Annotated in this window: 16 protein-coding genes and 2 rRNA genes; 11 read left to right on the top strand and 7 right to left on the bottom strand. The window is 36.8% G+C overall.

Annotated elements, in window-relative coordinates; all coding sequences use genetic code 11:
- Positions 1 to 3: 3 nt before the first annotated feature.
- Together PK943_00090 and PK943_00085 are read left to right on the top strand one after the other, a co-directional pair.
- Entirely contained in the window at positions 4 to 1794 is a 1791-nt protein-coding gene (locus PK943_00090) for an AAA family ATPase (protein ID HRN77624.1), read from the top strand.
- Between the two features lie 13 nt (positions 1795 to 1807).
- The gene (locus PK943_00085; GenBank protein HRN77623.1) at positions 1808 to 2527 is read left to right on the top strand and encodes a hypothetical protein; all 720 of its coding nucleotides are present in this window, start codon (positions 1808 to 1810) and stop codon (positions 2525 to 2527) included.
- A gap of 29 nt (positions 2528 to 2556) precedes the next feature.
- Here PK943_00085 and tsaE read toward each other — a convergent pair whose 3' ends face one another.
- On the bottom strand, positions 2557 to 2988 hold the full coding sequence (gene tsaE / locus PK943_00080; GenBank protein HRN77622.1) for a tRNA (adenosine(37)-N6)-threonylcarbamoyltransferase complex ATPase subunit type 1 TsaE: 432 nt from the start codon (positions 2986 to 2988) through the stop codon (positions 2557 to 2559).
- On the bottom strand, positions 2985 to 3563 hold the full coding sequence (locus PK943_00075) for an NYN domain-containing protein (GenBank protein ID HRN77621.1): 579 nt from the start codon (positions 3561 to 3563) through the stop codon (positions 2985 to 2987). Before PK943_00075 ends, tsaE begins: the two co-directional genes overlap by 4 nt.
- Before the next feature lie 102 nt (positions 3564 to 3665).
- Here PK943_00075 and PK943_00070 point away from each other — a divergent pair, with 102 nt between their 5' ends.
- Positions 3666 to 4511: a FoF1 ATP synthase subunit gamma gene (locus tag PK943_00070; GenBank protein ID HRN77620.1), complete on the top strand. Its 846-nt coding sequence runs from the start codon at positions 3666 to 3668 to the stop codon at positions 4509 to 4511.
- On the opposite strand, the gene murA is transcribed toward PK943_00070, so the two are convergent.
- Positions 4508 to 5833, bottom strand: coding sequence for a UDP-N-acetylglucosamine 1-carboxyvinyltransferase (gene murA, locus PK943_00065; protein ID HRN77619.1), 1326 nt, complete (start codon positions 5831 to 5833; stop codon positions 4508 to 4510). The two genes, PK943_00070 and murA, sit on opposite strands and share 4 nt — an antisense overlap.
- A 142-nt stretch (positions 5834 to 5975) precedes the next feature.
- Here murA and PK943_00060 point away from each other — a divergent pair, with 142 nt between their 5' ends.
- Together PK943_00060 and PK943_00055 are read left to right on the top strand one after the other, a co-directional pair.
- The gene (locus tag PK943_00060; GenBank protein ID HRN77618.1) at positions 5976 to 6281 is read left to right on the top strand and encodes a hypothetical protein; all 306 of its coding nucleotides are present in this window, start codon (positions 5976 to 5978) and stop codon (positions 6279 to 6281) included.
- 66 nt (positions 6282 to 6347) lie between these two features.
- Entirely contained in the window at positions 6348 to 6614 is a 267-nt protein-coding gene (locus PK943_00055; protein HRN77617.1) for a hypothetical protein, read from the top strand.
- Positions 6615 to 6641: 27 nt separating this feature from the next.
- On the opposite strand, the gene PK943_00050 is transcribed toward PK943_00055, so the two are convergent.
- The gene (locus PK943_00050) at positions 6642 to 7382 is read right to left on the bottom strand and encodes a pseudouridine synthase (GenBank protein ID HRN77616.1); all 741 of its coding nucleotides are present in this window, start codon (positions 7380 to 7382) and stop codon (positions 6642 to 6644) included.
- A 96-nt stretch (positions 7383 to 7478) separates the two neighbouring features.
- Between PK943_00050 and PK943_00045 the strand changes: the two genes are divergently transcribed.
- From PK943_00045 to PK943_00035, 3 genes are all read left to right on the top strand, one after another.
- Positions 7479 to 8090, top strand: coding sequence for a thymidine kinase (locus PK943_00045; GenBank protein HRN77615.1), 612 nt, complete (start codon positions 7479 to 7481; stop codon positions 8088 to 8090).
- Positions 8091 to 8093: 3 nt separating this feature from the next.
- Positions 8094 to 9452 carry a DNA repair protein RadA gene (radA, locus tag PK943_00040; protein ID HRN77614.1) on the top strand — a complete coding sequence of 453 codons (1359 nt, stop codon included), beginning with the start codon at positions 8094 to 8096 and terminating at the stop codon, positions 9450 to 9452.
- A 99-nt stretch (positions 9453 to 9551) separates the two neighbouring features.
- Positions 9552 to 10589 (top strand): hypothetical protein, encoded by a 1038-nt coding sequence (locus PK943_00035; GenBank protein ID HRN77613.1) that lies wholly within the window; start codon positions 9552 to 9554, stop codon positions 10587 to 10589.
- Positions 10590 to 10619: 30 nt separating this feature from the next.
- Here PK943_00035 and PK943_00030 read toward each other — a convergent pair whose 3' ends face one another.
- Positions 10620 to 11792 (bottom strand): cation:dicarboxylase symporter family transporter, encoded by a 1173-nt coding sequence (locus PK943_00030; protein ID HRN77612.1) that lies wholly within the window; start codon positions 11790 to 11792, stop codon positions 10620 to 10622.
- A gap of 135 nt (positions 11793 to 11927) precedes the next feature.
- Between PK943_00030 and PK943_00025 the strand changes: the two genes are divergently transcribed.
- The 3 genes from PK943_00025 to PK943_00015 all read left to right on the top strand — a co-directional run bounded on the left by PK943_00025 (position 11928) and on the right by PK943_00015 (position 17859).
- A complete protein-coding gene (locus tag PK943_00025) occupies positions 11928 to 15263 on the top strand; it encodes a type II CAAX endopeptidase family protein (GenBank protein HRN77611.1) in 3336 nt (1111 codons plus the stop codon).
- A 24-nt stretch (positions 15264 to 15287) separates the two neighbouring features.
- Entirely contained in the window at positions 15288 to 16673 is a 1386-nt protein-coding gene (locus PK943_00020) for an aldehyde dehydrogenase (GenBank protein ID HRN77610.1), read from the top strand.
- A 193-nt stretch (positions 16674 to 16866) separates the two neighbouring features.
- The gene (locus tag PK943_00015; protein ID HRN77609.1) at positions 16867 to 17859 is read left to right on the top strand and encodes an NTP transferase domain-containing protein; all 993 of its coding nucleotides are present in this window, start codon (positions 16867 to 16869) and stop codon (positions 17857 to 17859) included.
- A gap of 105 nt (positions 17860 to 17964) precedes the next feature.
- Here the strand turns inward: PK943_00015 and rrf are convergent.
- A 5S ribosomal RNA gene (gene rrf, locus PK943_00010) occupies positions 17965 to 18079 on the bottom strand.
- A gap of 144 nt (positions 18080 to 18223) precedes the next feature.
- A 23S ribosomal RNA gene (locus PK943_00005) occupies positions 18224 to 20088 on the bottom strand; the annotation flags it as partial.

Genomic DNA, 20088 nt, shown 5'->3' with positions numbered 1-20088 from the left:
GTTATGAAAACCAATAGATCATTAAAACTAGCACTTGCTATTTTGTTTATAGGCCAAGTAATCATACCTGGTTATATAACTGGTATGGATACCGTAAATAGCACATGGGAATCAGTAAAAACTTCTGGCATTAATTTCTATAATAATCCAATTAAAACCACTACCAAAGGCGCTTTTCGTGCTGCAAAATATACGGCACCATTTGCCATTCCTGCTGCAGCGGCATATGACGTATTATGGAGTGATATCATGCCAAATTGGATTTCATGGCCAATTGCAGGTATTGCAACCTATGCTGGATACCAAGCGATTAAGGATACTCCTGCATTTAAAGCTGTAGTAACAAAAACTAAACACGGTCTATCGCAAGCTGGTGAAGCCTTAGAAGAAGAAGGTGTACATATTGATGAAATAGCATCAACTGTCGTGAATGTAGGTACTCAAGCTGCTCAAGTAGTTGGTGCTGCAATCAATCCTACCCAAACAATTAGTAAGGTATATAAATTAACCAGAGATGCCGGAAATGTAATAGCTTCAGATTTTCATGATGGATTAGCTAGAGCAGGACACGAAGCTGTACGACTTTTGGAAGACAATGCTGATGAAATGAGAGCTGTAGCAGGCAGACAGCTTTCTGCAGCAGCTAGAGATACGCTCGGCATTCCTGCCAATCAATCGGTCGATGCTTCGGCAGTAGCACAGCGAATTAATAACGCTGCTTACAAATCATTATGGAAATTTGGATCCACTGGCGCTTTTCTAACTGCAGCTGCTCCTATTGCCGTTATTACTGCTTGGTTTAGTGGTAAGTATATTATGCATAAAGTAACTCAAAAACCTGAACCAAAAGTATTCCGTGCAACTTCAGATAAAACAAGATGGGAACGCTTCAAAAATTGGGCGCTTGGCCGCACTGAACATTTCCCAGAAATGATTTATAGCCCTGCGCTTGAAACACGATTAAACAACATTACTAAAGCCACTATCAACATTAATGAAAAAATTAATCAAGGCAAAACAAATGTCTTTTATCGCAACATATTGCTTGAAGGACCTCCAGGTACTGGTAAAACATATTTTGCCCGTAACATGATACGCCGTGTAAATGAAGCTACCAATGGTAAAATGCAATGGCGTGAAACTGACGGCTCTGCATTACTTAAAGGCGGCATATCGGCCATAGATGAAATGTTCGAATGGGCCGAAAAACAAACGGGTGTAACTATATTTATCGATGAAGCAGATACATTGTTTGTTGACCGTGATCAATTGAAATTAGATTCTGAACAAACAATCGTATTGAATCACTTGTTAAACCGTCTTGGTGATCGTAGTAATAAATACATGATTATTATGGCAACCAACCGCAAAATCGTATTTGATGCTGCTATGCAACGTCGTATTGATGACTTAGTAGAAGTTCCATTACCTGCGCAAAACGAACGCGCACGTGTGTTGCAATTATACCGCAATACCATATTGCTTGATGAAAAAGAAAATAGTGCTGAATTTGTTGCATCTGCCCAGGCTTGCCTGACTGATGAAAAAATCAAAACAATTGCGCAAGGTACGCAAGGCTTGTCTAATGGTGACTTGCAAGGTATCATGACGACTATTAAATCAGAAGCTGACATTACTGATAGTGGCTTGGTAACCAATGTACTCGTTGATGAAGTTGTACAACGATATGTTGCAAAACATCAATCAATGAATACCGGTAAAAATAAAACAACAGCAACGACTACCGCCATTGTTCAACCAAACAACAAGAAAAGTGCTCGACGCAACCGATAAAAAGGTAAAGCATATGAAACGGTTAGTACTCACATTACTTGCAGGGACCATCCTTACAGTAAGTTCAACACAAAATATACAAGCTACACAAACAAGAACTTATGTTGAAGATATGCATGGTCGTGCCTTGATATATCGCTCAAAGCTAAATTTTTGGTCAAGTTTATTAGCTTCAAGTATATTCATCGCTCCAGGATTATCATTTTTATATAGTGGATATACCCGCACACCCAATATATTGATTGGACATGGAGGCACACACCTACAAGATCCCACATTCGATTATGTCTTTGGGAGTTTATTAACTGCAGCTGGTTCATTTTTTATATATGATTGGTATAAAAATTACTGTAATTTACATATACCAGTCATTATGCTAACCAAATCAGGCATATGGTATGAAAATAAAATGAAATATCGTTGGAATGAAATTATCGGTATTGATCTGGTAAACATACCTGTACGCAATGAACACGGAATAATAATCTATGTAAATTATGTTGTGAGAATTACAACAAATCGCAAAAGATTTTCTGGATTAGAATCTTTTTCGATAAATCAAAATGAAATTGCTATTTCTAGAGAAAAATTACAAAAACTCATGAATAAATATTGGGATGCTTCAAAAGTTGAACAAACAAATTCTACACAAGACAACAAGCGATCTATACCTGAAAAACCCAAAAAAACAACAGCAAAAGCCCATCGTAGATTCAAGCAAAAAAACTCTTAAAAAAAGCTCCGGCACATGCGGAGCTTTTTTTATACACAACGTATCGTTAATTCGCGTGTATGCAAATCCTGACCATAATCTATGGCAATATTACATACATCATGCGTAAGTAATGGCGCTACAACCTCGGGCCATTCGATCAATGTCCAACTATTTGGCTGGTACAAATATTCATTAAATCCAGCAGTTATAAACTCATCAACACTACCAATTCTATATAAATCAAAATGGTAAAATGTTTCCTGTTTATCATTTACATATACATTCAAGTAGGTAAACGTAGGGCTGGTAATTTCTCCCTTAATTCCTAATTGCTCTAATAGTTGACGAATCAACGTCGTTTTACCTGCCCCAAGTGGCCCTTGAAACGTAAATATCTTGCATGTTTTTAATTTTTGTATGAGTAACCGTGCAACATACTCTACTTCTTGTTGAGAATATATAATTTTTTGTACGTTCATAATTTTTTCAACTTTTCTATTAACATGCGCTCTTGTTTTGATTTCTTGCGACCATTGGTAATAAAAGATACTTTTTTAATATCCTCTTTTTTTACCGGAACCGATGTACTAAATGCTAACATTACCTTATCAAGCGATTCGTCATCTTGCTGGGTTGTTTTCTCTAGACGTTCTTCTGATTTACTGCCTAGTTCTTGATCCTTTAGTGTATCTTGCACTAATTCATAAAAATATGATGGATCTATGGATACAATATCTAAGTACACTGCATAATCAGTTAAATCACGGTCTGCAGAAACCAACAATACATCTTTGTTTTTATAATCTTCAAGATATTGCTTAATAATGTCATCTGCCGTTTTGTATGCACCTGAATACAATTCTGTCACTCTACCACTCTGACTTTTGTGCAACCAATCAGACGGCCCACCATCAAATACCACTATTATCATATGTTTTTTGCGTTGTGCATAACGCTGCATCTGCCCAATAAACAGGATGCGCTCTTGTTCAGTAATAAGACGATCAGTAATGTGTTGTTTGAGTAAATTATATCCATCAATTATAATAATCATTTATTAATTCCTGCATATCCCTGAGTATTGCAAAAAACATAATAACTCCGTACAATTATTGCAAGTTGATTAGTCTATCACAATCGGTGTGGGAGCAAAATTATGTCTAAGTTAGTGCATATGCGACAACGCATTAAAGCTATTGAAACAATAAAGAAAATTACCCATGCCATGCGTCTTATTTCTATGTCCACTCATTCACGCCTCAAGAATAAACAAGAACCTATGACACAGTACATAGAACATATCAAAACGCTTTTTGAACGCATACATACGATAGTTCCCGAATGGCACAATCAACTCCTCAATCCATCACCTCAAACTCCTACAAAAAATCTTATTATTTTGATCGGCTCACAAAAAGGACTATGTGGCAATTTTAATTCGTCATTATTCAACTTTTTCAACAGAAGCAACTCACCATATATTCATCCATATGATATTATCGTAATTGGTAAAAAGGCAGTTGATTTCATACAAGAAGTAACAAATGGCAACCTTATCGCCACCTATCCAACATTTGGATTACGTAATTTATTTACACTTTCACAAGCACTAGTAGATACCATTATACATGCACCACAACCATATACTTCTGTCATTATGGTCAGCAATAAATTACAAGGATTTTTTGTACAAAAACCACATGATACACAATTAATACCATTTACCCTCGACCATGACATGAAACAGTCATCAACCGAGGAATATATATGGGAACAAAATGCAACTGAAATACTTGATGTTATTGCCCAACAATATTTGGAAGCATATATTCAGTTTACTTTATTCCAGTCATTGTATGCAGAATATGCAGCACGTTTTTTATCTATGGATAATTCTACTCGGAATGCTAATAATTTACTTGAACTTACAAAGCTTGAATACAATAAATTACGCCAAGCAAGGATTACTCAAGAACTGACTGAATTAACCGGTAGCTTTTAAATTCTAATTTGCTTTTCTTGACCCTCATATAGAATATTCTGATCAGAACAAGGTTCTCCATACAATTGAATATTCGCTCCCAATATAGCTAATTTTTTTTCAAGCGATTCATACCCACGTTTCCAATGCTGTATTCCTGTCATAATTGTTGTGCCTTTTGCACTCATACCTGCAATAGCAAGTGCACATGCAGCACGAATATCGGATGCAATCACCTGAGCTCCATACAGCTCTTCAACTCCTGTAACTATCGCTGTATTATTATTTACCGTAATATGCGCACCCATTTTTATAAGCTCACGTGCATGCACAAGGCGGTTTTCAAATACAGTTTCTTCAATAACACTGGTACCTTCTGCCAGACATTGCAAAACCATCATAGGCGCTTGTAAATCTGTTGGAAATCCAGGATATGGACTTGTTTTGAATGAAACAGCTTGTGGATTTTGTGTTGCCCGTAAAGTAATACCAACACCATTGCTGCCAACTTCAATAGTGTGACCCATTTCTTCAAGTTTTAATAAAAATACATCAAGTGCGTATGCTGGTGCTTGTGGTAACGAAATGGAGCCACCAGTTGCAGCTGCTGCTATGAGTAGCGATCCTGCTTCCAAACGATCAATGAGAATAGCGTGTTCAATTGGTCTCAAATCATCAACACCTTCTATTATCAAAGTTGCCGGTGGTGTGATATGTATCCGTGCACCCATTTTTTTGAGCACTATGATTAAATCAAGAACTTCTGGCTCAAGCGCTGCATTGACAATATGGGTAGTTCCTTTGGTCAATACGGCTGCCATCATAATATTTTCTGTAGCACCTACGCTTGGATATGCAAGTACTATTTTCTGAGGCTTAAGTTTTGTCGCACGCCCACGTAAAAAATCACCTTCCTGAGTAATTTCTACACCCATCTTTTTAAAATTATTCACATGATAATCAATTGGTCGAGAGCCCAATACACAACCACCTGGAACTGCTATATCAGCGTAGCCAAAACGTGCTAATAAGGGCCCCATAACCAAAATTGAAGCACGCATCTTTTTCATAATATCAGCTGTTACTTGCCACCTGCTAACATGTGTGGTATCAACCTCTAATGTATGTTGTTCTGGTACAAATACTATACGAGCACCTAATTGTTCAAGCAACTTAACCATATGCAATACATCTGCTGAACACGGAACATTATGCAATACAGATTTGCCACTAGTTAGCAACAGCGATGCCATAGTTACTAATACTGCATTTTTTGCTCCAACTAGTTCTGCCACTCCATGTAGTGGCTCAGATTGTTCAATTTTTAGATATGCATTTTGCATAAAAACTCACTTTTTATATATTTTATTAGCACAATCAAAAACGGCTCATCAAGTGTAACGTAAATAACGTGAAATCGATAGAAAAAATTGCTACTATAAAGTAATTATATTTATTATTAACCCCTACTTTAAGGAAATGTATATGAAATATTTATATATCACACAACTGATCCTCATATGTAGTACCGCAGTAAATTTTGCTATGGAAAAAGACTTGCAAAATTTTAAACAAAACTTAGAACAAAATACTTGTTATGATTGCCCTTTTGAAGTCATACATGCCTACAAAGATATTTATGAAACCACACAACAATCAATTGAACAAGGATTAATGTGCCCAACTATACCACACCGGTTCATAAGAAATGCACATGCAACCATGGTATTTAAAAAAAAACATGCAGATATTTATAATACATGTATCGAACATAACATACCACTTGCCTAAGGTAATATCATAGTTAACCATTTTAAAACTAGCGTGACCTCTATATTTCATCCCATTGTATTAAGTATGTTTAGTATTCCATTCCAACAACATTTAATTGAAACAAGAAACACATTATTAAAATTAAAAAATATTAATGACTTGAACACATTATCTGAAGAAGAAAAAAATATGTTTACTGTAGATCTGTTCAATCTCAGTTATCAACAGCTCAAAAAAGAATGTAATACCAATCTTACTAAGATTATCTCCTACTATGAGATACTCAAGCAATTAAAAGAAAAAAATGATGCTATTCATACGCGTATGCGTATACCAGAACCAATCTCATAAAAGTATTAATTATGCCTATTTGAGTATCTATTTGCCCTTGAGCTCTCGGACTTCTTCCGGTGTCAAGTAACGCCACTCACCAACACGCAATCCTTTTTTGGTCAAACCCGCAAATTGCACCCTATCGAGCTTATCGACCTCATAGCCCAATGCTTCAAACAAACGACGTACAACACGATATTTGCCACTATGCAACGCAACATAGACATTATTCTTTCTTTCACGCGGAACATACTGCGCTTCATCTACAACAACTTGTCCATCTTCAAGTTGAATACCTTGTTTAAGTTTCTGTATATCAGATGGCTTTACTACAAAATCAACTGTCACTTTATAAATTTTTTGTACCTGATATTTAGGATGCGCAAGTTGGTTTGCAAGATCTCCGTCATTGGTAAGTAATAAAACGCCCGTTGTATTTCTATCAAGTCTACCAACCGGATACACGCGCTCTGTGACCTCAGGCTTGAGTAAATCTATCACCGTTTTGCGACCACGTTCATCGGAGAGCGTTGTTACATAATCCTTCGGTTTGTTCAGCAGGATATAAACATTACTTCGCTCACGAGCCAAAATTTGGCCTTCTACGGCAACCCGATCAGAGGGCAATACCCGATACCCTGGTTCCTTGACCACTCGATTATTTATGGTAACTCTACCAGCTTTGATCAAATCGATTGCTTTACGACGAGAACACAACCCTGCTTGTGCAATGTATTTATTAAGCACAAGTCCATCTGTTTTTTTTATTTGTTTTTTTTGTATCATGGTTTACCACTATTGTTTTTGCAAAAAAAATACGTATCGTTATGCTAACATAGTTACGATACAAACCCAAATTTAGATTCACAGGAGCTCAAATACATGAGTATAAAAGATTCAAAAAGCAAAGGTTCACTTGAAGTTATTTGTGGTCCTATGTTTTCTGGAAAATCAGAAGAACTCATTCGCCGATTACGCCGTGCTACATTTGCCAAGCAAGGTATTTTAGTTTTTAAACATGCATTGGACGATCGCCATACAATTGAACAAGTTCGTTCGCACAATGGAAGCACCATTGATGCTTTTGCAACAGATCGTCTTGATGATATCTGTGCTCAAGTATATAACACAAAAGCAGATGTCATTGGGATTGATGAGGTACAATTTTATCCACAAGGCATTATAACCGTCATTTGTGAACTAGTAGATGCGGGCAAGCGTGTCATTGTTGGTGGTCTTGATCGAGATTTTCGTGGAATACCTTTTGGTCCTATGCCAACTCTGCTCGCAATTGCAGACAACATTACCAAGCTCACTGCTATTTGCACTACCTGTGGACGTGAAGCTTATTTTTCTCAACGCTTAGTAGGTAATAAGCCTGCCAAGTTTGATGATCCGGTAATTCAAGTTGGTGCTCAAGAAACATATCAAGCACGATGTCGTAATTGTTATTCTATCGATAGAAGACCAAATCTTGCAGAGTTCAGCTTCTAAAATATGTCAAAACAAAAAAATTCCTATACCTGTACCAATTGTACATACAAAACACTAAAATGGCTTGGCTGTTGTCCTGAATGCAAGGAATGGGATAGCTTTTTCGAAACAAAACCAACAACTATAACACCCATAGTTGGCAAAGCACAACTAGCAGGTGCAGCCACAACAACCATGCTACACTTGGATAATGTGCCAACGCACATGCAACAGCGTATGTTATCCGGTATTCATGAATGGGATCGTGTCATGGGTGGAGGCATTATCCCAAGTTCATTATTGGTACTTACTGGCGACCCAGGCATTGGCAAATCTACACTACTTCTACAAGTGTGCAATCAACTCGCACAACAATATCGCGTATTTTATTTTTCTACCGAAGAATCATTGCAACAAGTAAAACTTCGTGCACAGCGACTTGGCTGCCTGAACGCAATGTTATTATTTTCTGATGCTTCTGATTTAGCAACCATTATAGCAACTGCTCAATCACAAAAACCCACAATTATGATTATTGATTCCATACAAAATTGCTATATTGCCGGGTCACAAACGTTACCTGGTAGCGTTGGCCAATTGCGTGAATCAACATTTCAACTCATGCGTCTGGCAAAAGAACAAAATATTACCATCATACTTACTGGACACATCACCAAAGATGGTGTAATTGCAGGACCCAAAACATTAGAGCACATGGTTGATGCCGTCTTTTATCTACAAGGCGAAGACCGCTGGCAAACACGAGTATTGCGCGCAGTAAAGAACCGTTTTGGTACTATCAATGAACTTGGTTTTTTTGAGATGAAAGAGGAAGGATTACAAGAGGTCGCCAATATCAATGAACACTTATTGAGTGAAGTTTCTAACGCTCCAGGCTCAGTGCTCGTAAGTGTTATGGAAGGATCTCGTCCATTACTCCTCGAATTGCAAGCTCTTACCATTGAGTCAAAACTTGCTATGCCACAACGAGTAATTTCAGGGGTTGACCATAAGCAGGTAATGCTCATTGCAGCTATTTTACAAAAATATCTCCATATAAAATTAAACACCCATGATATATTTTTTAAAATAAGTGGTAGTTTTAAGGTCAAATCAAGCGCCATAGACCTAGGTATTGCCCTTGCACTACTTTCTAGTTACTTCCAGGAACCTCTACCCGAGAAATCAATTGCTCTAGGAGAAATAAGCTTAACTGGCCAGGTAAAGCCTATCAATCAAATTAATCAATTCGTACGTGAAGCAAGCACTTTTGGCATAGAACAGCTCATGATTGCTAAAAATCAAAAAATAGAGCATAAAATAGCCTCTACACGCCGTTTTCACAATATCTATGAGCTTTTATCTATTTTTGGCAATAAATAAGCCAAAAACAGCCCCCCTTTTGCTAAATTATTCTATTTGTATTAGAGTATTAATATACCCTCAAAAAGGGCTAATCTATAGGTTTAAATGGAGATTTTTATGAATAAGAAACTACTTATTTTACTATCAGGTATATCACTCCTTAATCCAATGCTCATACCGGCTATGGAAAAAGAAGAATACAGTACCCAAAAAGAATATAACATAAAAAGTCTAAAAGATTTGGCAATGGACGTTATTGTTGATAATGCCGAAGAATTATACTGTTTTTATGATAAATATCTACTTGAAGAATTAGACTATTTGCCCGAAGAATGTGCTATACCACTTATTCAAAAGTTGCCTCAAAGCTATATCGATGAGCATAAAAATGAAATCATAGATTTCATAGAACACAATAGACTTACACCTAAAAAATTAGAAGCACTTACAGTAAGACTGCCCAAACATGATGATAATGGTTACCATTCATTAACTCCTTTCATGCAACGTATTAAAAAAAGTAACTTAAAAAACGGTTTCTATGCAAGAGAACTTGCTTGGACAAAGGAAATTCCTGATCATCTAAGACAATTTCTTATGGCGGTAAAATTCGCACGAAAAGGTACAATTGATATTGGTACCGCAAAAATTATTATTGATCATTTCTGTAACGCAAAAATGAATAAAGATTTTTTAGAAATATATTGTAATTATTTCCCTAAAGAAATTTTACAGCATAATAACAAAGATATTTTTATCTTAGCACTTCTAGATGAAAATATTGATTTAGCTAAATACTTTGAAAGCTTTGAACGACTGGTTCTTGTGCATTTTGTTGGTATGAAATTTATTCAATTACAAATTATGCAAAGAAAAGCGGCAATACTATCTTTGTCTGGTAACAATGAACTAAAATATGCTGCTAGATTTGCTGAAGATAATTTAAAGTTATTTATACGAGATCACGTATCTGATTTAAAGGCATTAACTTCAGCAGATTTACAAGATCATTTCGAAAAAAAATATAATGAAGTAAAAACAACTTTGAATATAGATGATACAGGTCTTGGTTTCTTTGGAATATATCCATTCAAAACCGCAATAGAAAACTTTGTTAAAAAAAATATTACAAAAAAATTAAATAACTCTTGGTAAATTTAAAGGCGCTGTTAAAAGCGCCTTTTTTTACGTCACAATTTTTAATTTCTTGAGAACCTTCTGCACAATTATAACTAATGCTCCATCTCCCATCACATTCGCTGCTGTACCAAAAGAATCAAGTAGCAAATAAAGCGTAATAATAATACTTACCATTTCTGGTGTAAATCCAAATACCGTTTTTAAAATTGGACTTATTACGATAATGCCTCCTCCTGGTATACCTGATACCGCAAACATACTCAAGCAAAAATAAAACACAAAATGCATAAAAGCTGATAATGATGGCAAACATACTTGGTATAAAGTCATAGTTACCATTGCAAGCACCGGTACTCCTATCGCATCTCCCAATAAATGGACATTAGCCATTATTGGCATAGCCATACCCGCAAGAGCTCGATCACCGGTGTTTTTTGTTGCAGTTGCTACCGATACTGGAACTGTAGCTGTACTCGACATAGTACTAAATGCAGTCAGATAAGAAGGTAATGCTATATTAATTGCCCGAAGCGCACGCGGTAATGAGAATCCTACTGCTACAAAATATATCCATACCAAATAACTAATTTGCATAGCAACTAATATAAATACCGTACTTCCATATTGTTGTATAAGCTGCATGAACATTCCTTCATGTTGAATTTTAAGCAAAAATCCAAACACATACAAAGGCAATAAAGGAATAATAACTATATTTAAAATAGCTTCAATTAGTTCTTTAAGTCGAATAACTTGCTGTTCAAACCATGGCCATGGAAAAAAAGAAAATAGTAAGCCAAATCCTACCGCTGCGAGCATGGCATATTCAGAACTGAGTGCAAGCGGTAAAGACAATACATACAAAGGATCAATAGTAACATCTGCTGACAACATGGCCGCTGGATCAACACTACATATGCCGAGTGGTAATAAACCACGAATTACTACATAGCTAAGCAATGCGACTAATGCATTTGAACAAAAAATAAGTGCAAGCATAACCAATAAAACAACTGGTGCATTTTTTTTGAATGATAAAATACCTGTAAGCACAAATGAAAATACTATGAACGGTAAAAGAAAGCTCAACGCATCCTTAAACCAAACACTAAATGTATAAAAAAATTGTGCAGTATACGTGCTAAGCATGCCGCCAAATAAAAATACAAACCCTATAACACATAATAATTGAATAGGTAGTGATATGCGCTTAATCATATCGGCCTTTCATGTTGTACCGGCTCCTTGTGGACACTCAGGAATAACCAGATAAGTTAGTAATGTAAACTTCCATTTTTATTTAGCATACAATAAAATGAACAAAAGTATTACTTGCTTTTTTGAAAGGTCATTATGCAATTCAACTTTCGTTCTCGTTTATTTTGGGTTTTATTTAGCATTTTTTCTCTCATATGCATTGCTACAACAGTACATTTTTTTCCAAAAGCAATTCCTCTCATTCACCTTGATTTAACTATGGATCGTTCTGCGGCACAAAAACGCGCTAGAAATATTGCGCAACAATTTAATTTCGGACCAGAGAATGGACAACAAGCTATTATGTTTCATACTGATACGTTGGTAAAAACATTTATTGAACTTGAAGGTGGTGGTAAAGATAATTTTGTTTCCATGATGAAACAAAATTTATATCAACCATATACGTGGCAAGTACGTAATTTTACACCCTATCAAGTGCATGAATCCATCATACGGTTCACTCCCGATGGCATTCCTTATGGCTTTGTAGAAAAATTAGCTGAAGACATACCAGGCACTAATCTTGATGTACAAAATGCACGCTTACTCGCTGAATATCAAGCTATCAATAATTGGCACATAGATTTTGCACACTATACACTCATAGAACAATCAAAAGAAATACGTCTTTCTGAACGTATTGATCATACCTTTGTATATGAACGCATTGATCATAAAATAGGCGATGGCTATAGATTACGTATAGTGGTCAGTGGTGATAAAGTCACTGAACTTACTCATTTTGTACAAATACCGGATAGTTTTAAACGACAATATCAAGAAGTGCGAACAGCTAATGATACCATTGCTTGGTTTGCACAGTTAGTAATGCTACTTATCTACATTCTAGGCGGCTGCATAATAGGACTACTTATTTTATTTAAACAACACTGGGTAATATGGCAAACGCCACTCATGTGGGGTGCTATTATAGCACTACTTGACAATCTAACTATGCTCAACAATATACCACTTCTTTGGTTTGCATACCCTACCGCACTTTCACCCTATGGGTTTTTACTCAATTATTTGACTAGTATGCTCTATCAATTTTTGTACAAATTCATTTTCTACTCGCTCATTTTTATGGCTGCAGAAAGTTTAACACGTAAAGCATTTGGCAATCAGCTGCAATTATGGAAGTTATGGAACAAAAACTATGCAAGTTCTCTAACTGTCTGGGGATACACTATTGGTGGGTACTTGATTGTGCCTATACATTTTGCATTTATATCTTTCTTTTATATTTTCACCACACAATATCTCAACTGGTGGGTCCCTTCAGACACATTATTCGATCCTAATGTACTCGCAACATATGTTCCTTGGTTTTCTTCTTTGGCTACTGCATTACGTGCTGGATTTATGGAGGAATGCTTGTTCCGTGCCGTACCACTTGCAAGTGCTGCATTACTAGGTGCATATTATGGCAGAAAGAACATATGGATCATTTTTGCATTTGTTATACAAGCATTAATATTTGGAGCTGCTCATGCAAATTATCCTATGCAACCAGCTTATGCACGAGTTATTGAACTTATAGTACCATCTTCAATATTTGGTGGCTTATATCTTGCATTCGGACTGTTACCTGCAATAATTTCCCACGTGATCTATGATGTTGTGTGGATGTCACTTCCTATTTTTATATCAACTGCCCCCTGGGCATGGATCAATCAGTTAATTGTTATAATGCTTGCACTATTACCGATGTGGATCATATTATTTGCACGTTTGAAAGAAAACAAATGGTTCACATTAGGTTTACATGCTTACAACAAAGCGTGGCAACCCTTAATACCACCCAAACAAGTCAATTATGAAACTAAGGCACCCGAATTGATCACATTTACTTTGCGCAAACAATTATCAGTATATGCCCTTGGATTAGCTGCATGTAGCGTATGGTTATATACAACACAATTCAGACAAGATGCCCCGGCACTTGGTATAAACCGTACACAAGCAGAAGTAATTGCACGTACATATTTAAACCAACAAAACATACACTTGAATACGCAATGGCGTGTCATGACAGCTATTGATGACAATGATAACGCAAATGTACAACATGTATTTGTCTGGCAAGAAGCAGGGCAACTTATGTACCAAAAATTACTAGGAAATTATCTGACAGTTCCACACTGGGTAGTACGTTTTGCGCAATTTAATGGTGACATTGTTGCTCGTGCAGAAGAATACCATGTTTTTATCCAACCTAATGGCACCATATCACGCATGAATCACTTATTGCCAGAAAGCGCTCCTGGCATGTCGCTTGATGAAAATAGTGCCCGAATATTGGCATTTGAAGCACTACAACAACACTTTAATCTTGAATCAACAGAAATCATAGAAATTTCCGCTATTCCGCAACAAAAACCAGCGCGTAAGGATTGGATTTTTGTTTTTGCGCAAAAAAATATCTTACCCATCGATGGTGGCCAAGCACGAATTAAAATTACTATCGCAGGCAATGAAATAACTGATTGGCAGCGATTAGTACATGTACCAGAGCTATGGCAACGAGACTTCCAAAATAAACAAAATATAACACATGTCATTACACAACTGAGTGGATTATTAATCTACTTGTTTTTTATAATTGGCATGGCCATTGCATTACTTTCTTTGACTTTCAGTACTAACCCATTTACATCATTTTTTATTTTTTGCTTCATAGGTATTTTGAGCTTATTAACTATAAATACTATAAATTCATGGCCAGCTATCATAGTTAAATTAGTTACTAGCAAACCATGGCTTAATCAATTATTTATTACGTTTGGTTCACTCGGTATTGGCATCTTAATTAAAGCAATTGTTTTTGCACTAACTATTAGCTTTGTCAGTTATGTTAAAACAAAAAATAAACTACCTAAAAATATTTCTACTATTCTGCTTGGTATATCTCTTGGCATTCTACTTGCCTGCATAGAAAATATTTTTGTGTATCTTCTACCAACAGTCAAAGCAACATGGGCTGATTATGATCCGCTCAATACATTTGTACCTCTGTTCGCCCAAATATACAATGTACTTATTCCATTTATTAGTTTTACTACATTATGGTTATTACTCACTACTTTGGTTAATTACCATACTCAATATGGTATTCATAAAAAGTTTTCATCCACATTCATTCTTTGTGCTGGTGGATTTTTATTTGCCGGTATATTATACGCAGACAATCTTATCTTGTATGGAACATTTGGATTGGCATTCGGCATAACCTTAGCTCTGTTATACTTCTTAGTCATACGGTTTGATCTTGCTTTAATCCCTCTTATTGTTGGTACACAGATAAGTTTACGCACATTGCAACACGGTTTATTCCATGCATATCCATTCTCTTTTGTATATGCAATAAGCAATGTATGTGTTATAGCATGTATCGCGTGGCTCTGGTTCAAAAAATTAAATAGATAATATTCACGAAAGTACAGAATAATAATGAAGTATGATATTAAGGAACTCATAGAAAACCAACATACTTTTTTTGCAACTAATATCACCAAATGTGTATGTGAGCGAATCAAACAACTGACAAATCTTAAGAATACTTTGATTAAATATGAATCACGTATACTTGAAGCGCTATATGCTGATTTGCATAAAGCACCATTTGATGCATATAGTAGTGAATTTTATGTGGTTCTCAAAGAAATTAATTATGTACTCAAAAATATTCATTGTTGGGCAAAGCCACACAAAGTTACAACACCCTTGCTCTACAAACCTGCCCGTAGTTATATTGTTCCAGAACCTTACGGCGTTATCTTAATCATTTCTCCATGGAACTATCCGTTTCAATTAACGTTTTTACCACTTATTGGCGCAATTGCAGCAGGTAATTGTATTGTGATTAAACCATCCGAACATGCGCCACACACAACACGCATAATGAATACTATCATCAGTAAGTTATTTGATCCTGCGTATGTGAGCATTGTACAAGGCGGCATAGATGTGGGACAGGAATTACTTGAACAAAAGTTTGATTACATTTTTTTTACTGGAAGTACTCGTGTGGGACAATTTGTTATGCAAGCAGCGGCAAAACACCTAACACCACTCACCTTAGAACTTGGTGGCAAAAGTCCATGCATAGTGCATAGTGATGCACACATACCACAGACCGCCCAACGCCTAGCATGGGGAAAATTTTTAAATGCGGGGCAAAATTGTGTTGCACCTGATTATGCATTGGTTCATATCTCACAAAAATATGCTCTTATTGATCACATCAAGAAAACAATTACACAATTTTTTGGTGATAATCCGCAAACAAGTTCTGATTATGCTCGCATTATAGATGAACGACATTTTGATCGTCTTGTACCATTACTCACACAAGGGAGTATACTGACGGGTGGGCAATATGATCGCAAAGATTTATATATAGAACCCACACTTTTGGATAATGTTGATTTAACAGGTTCGCTCATGCAAGAAGAAATATTTGGACCACTTTTACCCATCATTACCTATGAACATATTGATGAAGCAATCAGCTTTATCAATAACAAATCAAAACCAATAGCTTTGTATATATTTTCCCGCAATAAAAAAATACACAACAAAATTATACAATCAACCTCATCCGGTAATGTTGGTATTAATGACACAATTTTGCAAGCTGCTTCAAGCTACTTACCTTTTGGCGGTACTGGTTTAAGTGGGTTTGGCCGATACCATGGCAAAGCAAGCTTTGATATTTTCTCCAATCAAAAATCAATATTCAAGAAATCATTATGGTTTGATAATAATTTACGGTATCCACCGTATGGTAAACTACAAAAATTTATTCATAACATCACACGCTGGAAAGAAAGATAGTTAATCTAACTTTCTTTCCATTGTTTCTATAATTTTCTAAACTACCGCCTGGTATCTTTAATTCATTTTTAAAAAGATGTCATACAACTATCATAATAATCAAACATAAAAAATATTGTTAAAAAATAAAGGTGCGATAATTTAAATTTATCGCACCTTTATTTTTTAATCATAACAAAAAAAGGAGATCTTTATGAAAAAATATATCTATCTCAACTTATTATTACTTTCACAATTTACTCGGCCTACGATAAACAATACCCAAGCCATCGTACTTGCAGGTGGTGAAGGGTCACGTTTTAAAACAGGTATTACCAAACAAATTGCACCAATTTGCGGGCAACCAATGATTGCTTACCCATTACGCGTACTTGAACAATTAAATATTCCAACTATTGTAGTGATTGGCCATCAACGAGAGCTAGTTAAACAGGCAATTACATCAGTCGGCATACAAAATATTACCTACGTTATACAAGAACAACAAAAAGGAACCGGACATGCTTTACAGTGCACGCAACACACCTGGAATTCACAAAACATTCTCGTAATGAATGGCGATATGCCTCTTATTACACCTGATATTATTGCGCAATTAATAGAAAAACATATGGACACCAATGCAGTAATCAGTTTCCTTATTGCAGCAAATACTGATAAATCGCTTGCACTTGGCCGTATTATACAACATGAAAATGAAATTGCTATTGTAGAAGCAAAACATTTTACCGGTAATATTGATAAATATCCCTATGTAAATGCTGGTTTATACATCATTCAACGAGATTTTTTAGAAAACTTTTTAAGTACTATTCAACAAAATGAACAAACTTCTGAATTTTATATTACAGACCTTGTACATATTGCAAGTAATAACAAATTACCAGTTACTACTTTAGAAGTACCCTTTGATCCTGTACGTGGCGTTAATACTCTCAAAGAACTTGTTATCGCTGAACAAATAAAACAACAAGAAATTATCGAACACTGGATGATACGCGGTGTACGGTTCTATTTGCCTGACACCATACGCGTTGATGTTAATGTAACCATTGGGGCCGGAACAGAAATTGGTGCAGGCGCACACATACTAGGCAATACAACAATTGGAAAATATTGTAAAATTGCCCCTTACAGCATAGTAAAAAATGAAACCATATCAGATAATACAACCTACCAACAATAATTCAGAACAAAAATAAAATTTATTTATAAAAAAATATCTTTTGTGTATATAAAAAAAAGCATAAAAAAAGGAACCTCATAAAAATGAGATTCCTTTTTAAAATAAATCTGGCAGTACCTGCTTTTCCGGGCCGTCTCCAGCCAAGTATTATCGGCGCTGTGGACTTTACTTCCGTATTCGAGATGGGAACGGGTGTTGCCCCACAGCTATATCCACCAGAAAATTTCAATCGATAAATCGATACATTACTTATAAAATTTAAAGTATTATTGTATCAAAATTATCTATAATTTCAACTTGTGATTGAAATATTTGTAAATAAACCTTTAACATCTGTCAAAAGTTGCGAAATTTTTAAAAGTTCGCGATTAAAACTCTCGATCTATTAGTACTGGTTAGCTAAGTGCATTACTGCACGTACACATCCAGCCTATCAACCTTGTAGTCTTCAAGGGATCTTACGTATTAAAATACGGGGTATCTTATCTTGAGGCGAGTTTCCCACTTAGATGCTTTCAGCGGTTATCTCTAACAAATTTAGCTACCCAGCGTTGCTTTTGGTAAACAACTGGAACACTAGAGATTTGCCCATCCCGGTCCTCTCGTACTAGGGACAGCCCCTCTCAAATACCCTACGCCCACGGCGGATAAGGACCGAACTGTCTTACGACGTTCTGAACCCAGCTCGCGTACCGCTTTAATTGGCGAACAGCCAAACCCTTGGGACCTTCTTCAGCCCCAGGATGCGATGAGCCGACATCGAGGTGCCAAACCTCCTCGTCGATGTGGACTCTTAGAGGAGATCAGCCTGTTATCCCCGGCGTACCTTTTATCCGTTTAGCAATGGCCCTTCCATTCAGAACCACTGGATCACTAAGTCCTGCTTTCGCACCTGCTCGACCTGTATGTCTCGCAGTCAAGCTCCCTTTTGTCTTTACACTCTACCGACGATTTCTATTCGTCATGAGGGAACCTTTGAACGCCTCCGTTACATTTTGGGAGGCGACCACCCCAGTCAAACTACCCACCAGACACTGTCTTTCGTCCGGATTACGGAACGAAGTTAGATTTTCAAATCAATAAGGGCGGTATTTCAAGGATGACTCCATCAGAGCTAGCACCCTGACTTCATAGTCTCCCGCCTATCCTACACAAACCAATCCAAAAATCAATGTCAAGTTATAGTAAAGGTGCACGGGGTCTTTCCGTCCTGCCGCGGGTAGCCGGCATTTTCACCGGCACTACAAATTCACTGAGTTTATCATCAAGACAGCGCCCAACTCGTTACGCCATTCATGCGCGTCGGAATTTACCCGACAAGGTACTTCGCTACCTTAGGACCGTTATAGTTACGGCCGCCGTTTACTGGGGCTTCAAATCGGAGCTTCGCCGAAGCTAACCCCTCCTATTAACCTTCCAGCACTGGGCAGGCGTCAGACTCTATACTTCCTCTTACGAGTTTGCAGAGCCCTGTGTTTTTGTTAAACAGTCGGTTGGGCCTATTTATTGTAACCTGCCTTTGCTTTCCAAAATAAATTTTAGTAACAATGCAGGCACCCCTTCTCCCGAAGTTACGGGGCAATTTTGCCGAGTTCCTTAATGATAATTATCTCAACGCCTTAGTATTCTCAACCTATCTACCTGTGTCGGTTTGCGGTACGATCACCCTTTGACTCGCTAGAAGCTTTTCTAGTCAGTGTGGGATCAGTCAAATACGCCTTTTCTTACGAATTGGCATACCCATAACGCTTCAGAAACACCTCACGGATTTACCTATGAAGCTATCCTTTGCGCTTAGCTTGGCAATCCATACGCCAAGTCAACTTACCCTCCTGCGTCACTCCATCGCTCAAACGTCATTAGGTGGTGCAGGAATTTTTAGCCTGCTTTCCATCGCCTACTCCAATTGGCCTCGGCTTAGGATATCGACTAACCCTGAGTGGATGAACCGATCTCACGGAATCCTTAGATTTTCGGCGAACAGGAATCTCACCTGTTTTTTCGTTACTAATACCAACATGCTCACTTCCTTGATCCACATCACTTGTCCTTACGGTCAAGCTCGTATCTATCAAGGAACGCTCCCCTACCTCTACACTAAAATCGAAATTTTAATGTAAACCATAGCTTCGGTGATTCGTTTGAGCCCCGTTCGTTTTCAGCGCAGAGACACTTGACCAGTGAGCTGTTACGCTTTCTTTAAAGGATGGCTGCTTCTAAGCCAACCTC

Source organism: Candidatus Dependentiae bacterium (assembly GCA_035445995.1).
GTDB lineage: Bacteria > Babelota > Babeliae > Babelales > Vermiphilaceae > DAOMRS01.
Note: the sequence above shows the minus strand (reverse complement) of the source record. Positions and strands in the feature narration are given on the sequence as shown.

Excerpts from the sequence above, each read along its gene's own strand:
- PK943_00090 (HRN77624.1), top strand. The coding sequence starts at position 4 with ATGAAAACCAATAGATCATTAAAACTAGCACTTGCTATTTTGTTTATA.
- PK943_00085 (HRN77623.1), top strand. The coding sequence starts at position 1,808 with ATGAAACGGTTAGTACTCACATTACTTGCAGGGACCATCCTTACAGTA.
- tsaE (HRN77622.1), bottom strand. The coding sequence starts at position 2,988 with ATGAACGTACAAAAAATTATATATTCTCAACAAGAAGTAGAGTATGTT.
- PK943_00075 (HRN77621.1), bottom strand. The coding sequence starts at position 3,563 with ATGATTATTATAATTGATGGATATAATTTACTCAAACAACACATTACT.
- PK943_00070 (HRN77620.1), top strand. The coding sequence starts at position 3,666 with ATGTCTAAGTTAGTGCATATGCGACAACGCATTAAAGCTATTGAAACA.
- murA (HRN77619.1), bottom strand. The coding sequence starts at position 5,833 with ATGCAAAATGCATATCTAAAAATTGAACAATCTGAGCCACTACATGGA.
- PK943_00060 (HRN77618.1), top strand. The coding sequence starts at position 5,976 with ATGAAATATTTATATATCACACAACTGATCCTCATATGTAGTACCGCA.
- PK943_00055 (HRN77617.1), top strand. The coding sequence starts at position 6,348 with ATGTTTAGTATTCCATTCCAACAACATTTAATTGAAACAAGAAACACA.
- PK943_00050 (HRN77616.1), bottom strand. The coding sequence starts at position 7,382 with ATGATACAAAAAAAACAAATAAAAAAAACAGATGGACTTGTGCTTAAT.
- PK943_00045 (HRN77615.1), top strand. The coding sequence starts at position 7,479 with ATGAGTATAAAAGATTCAAAAAGCAAAGGTTCACTTGAAGTTATTTGT.
- radA (HRN77614.1), top strand. The coding sequence starts at position 8,094 with ATGTCAAAACAAAAAAATTCCTATACCTGTACCAATTGTACATACAAA.
- PK943_00035 (HRN77613.1), top strand. The coding sequence starts at position 9,552 with ATGAATAAGAAACTACTTATTTTACTATCAGGTATATCACTCCTTAAT.
- PK943_00030 (HRN77612.1), bottom strand. The coding sequence starts at position 11,792 with ATGATTAAGCGCATATCACTACCTATTCAATTATTATGTGTTATAGGG.
- PK943_00025 (HRN77611.1), top strand. The coding sequence starts at position 11,928 with ATGCAATTCAACTTTCGTTCTCGTTTATTTTGGGTTTTATTTAGCATT.
- PK943_00020 (HRN77610.1), top strand. The coding sequence starts at position 15,288 with ATGAAGTATGATATTAAGGAACTCATAGAAAACCAACATACTTTTTTT.
- PK943_00015 (HRN77609.1), top strand. The coding sequence starts at position 16,867 with ATGAAAAAATATATCTATCTCAACTTATTATTACTTTCACAATTTACT.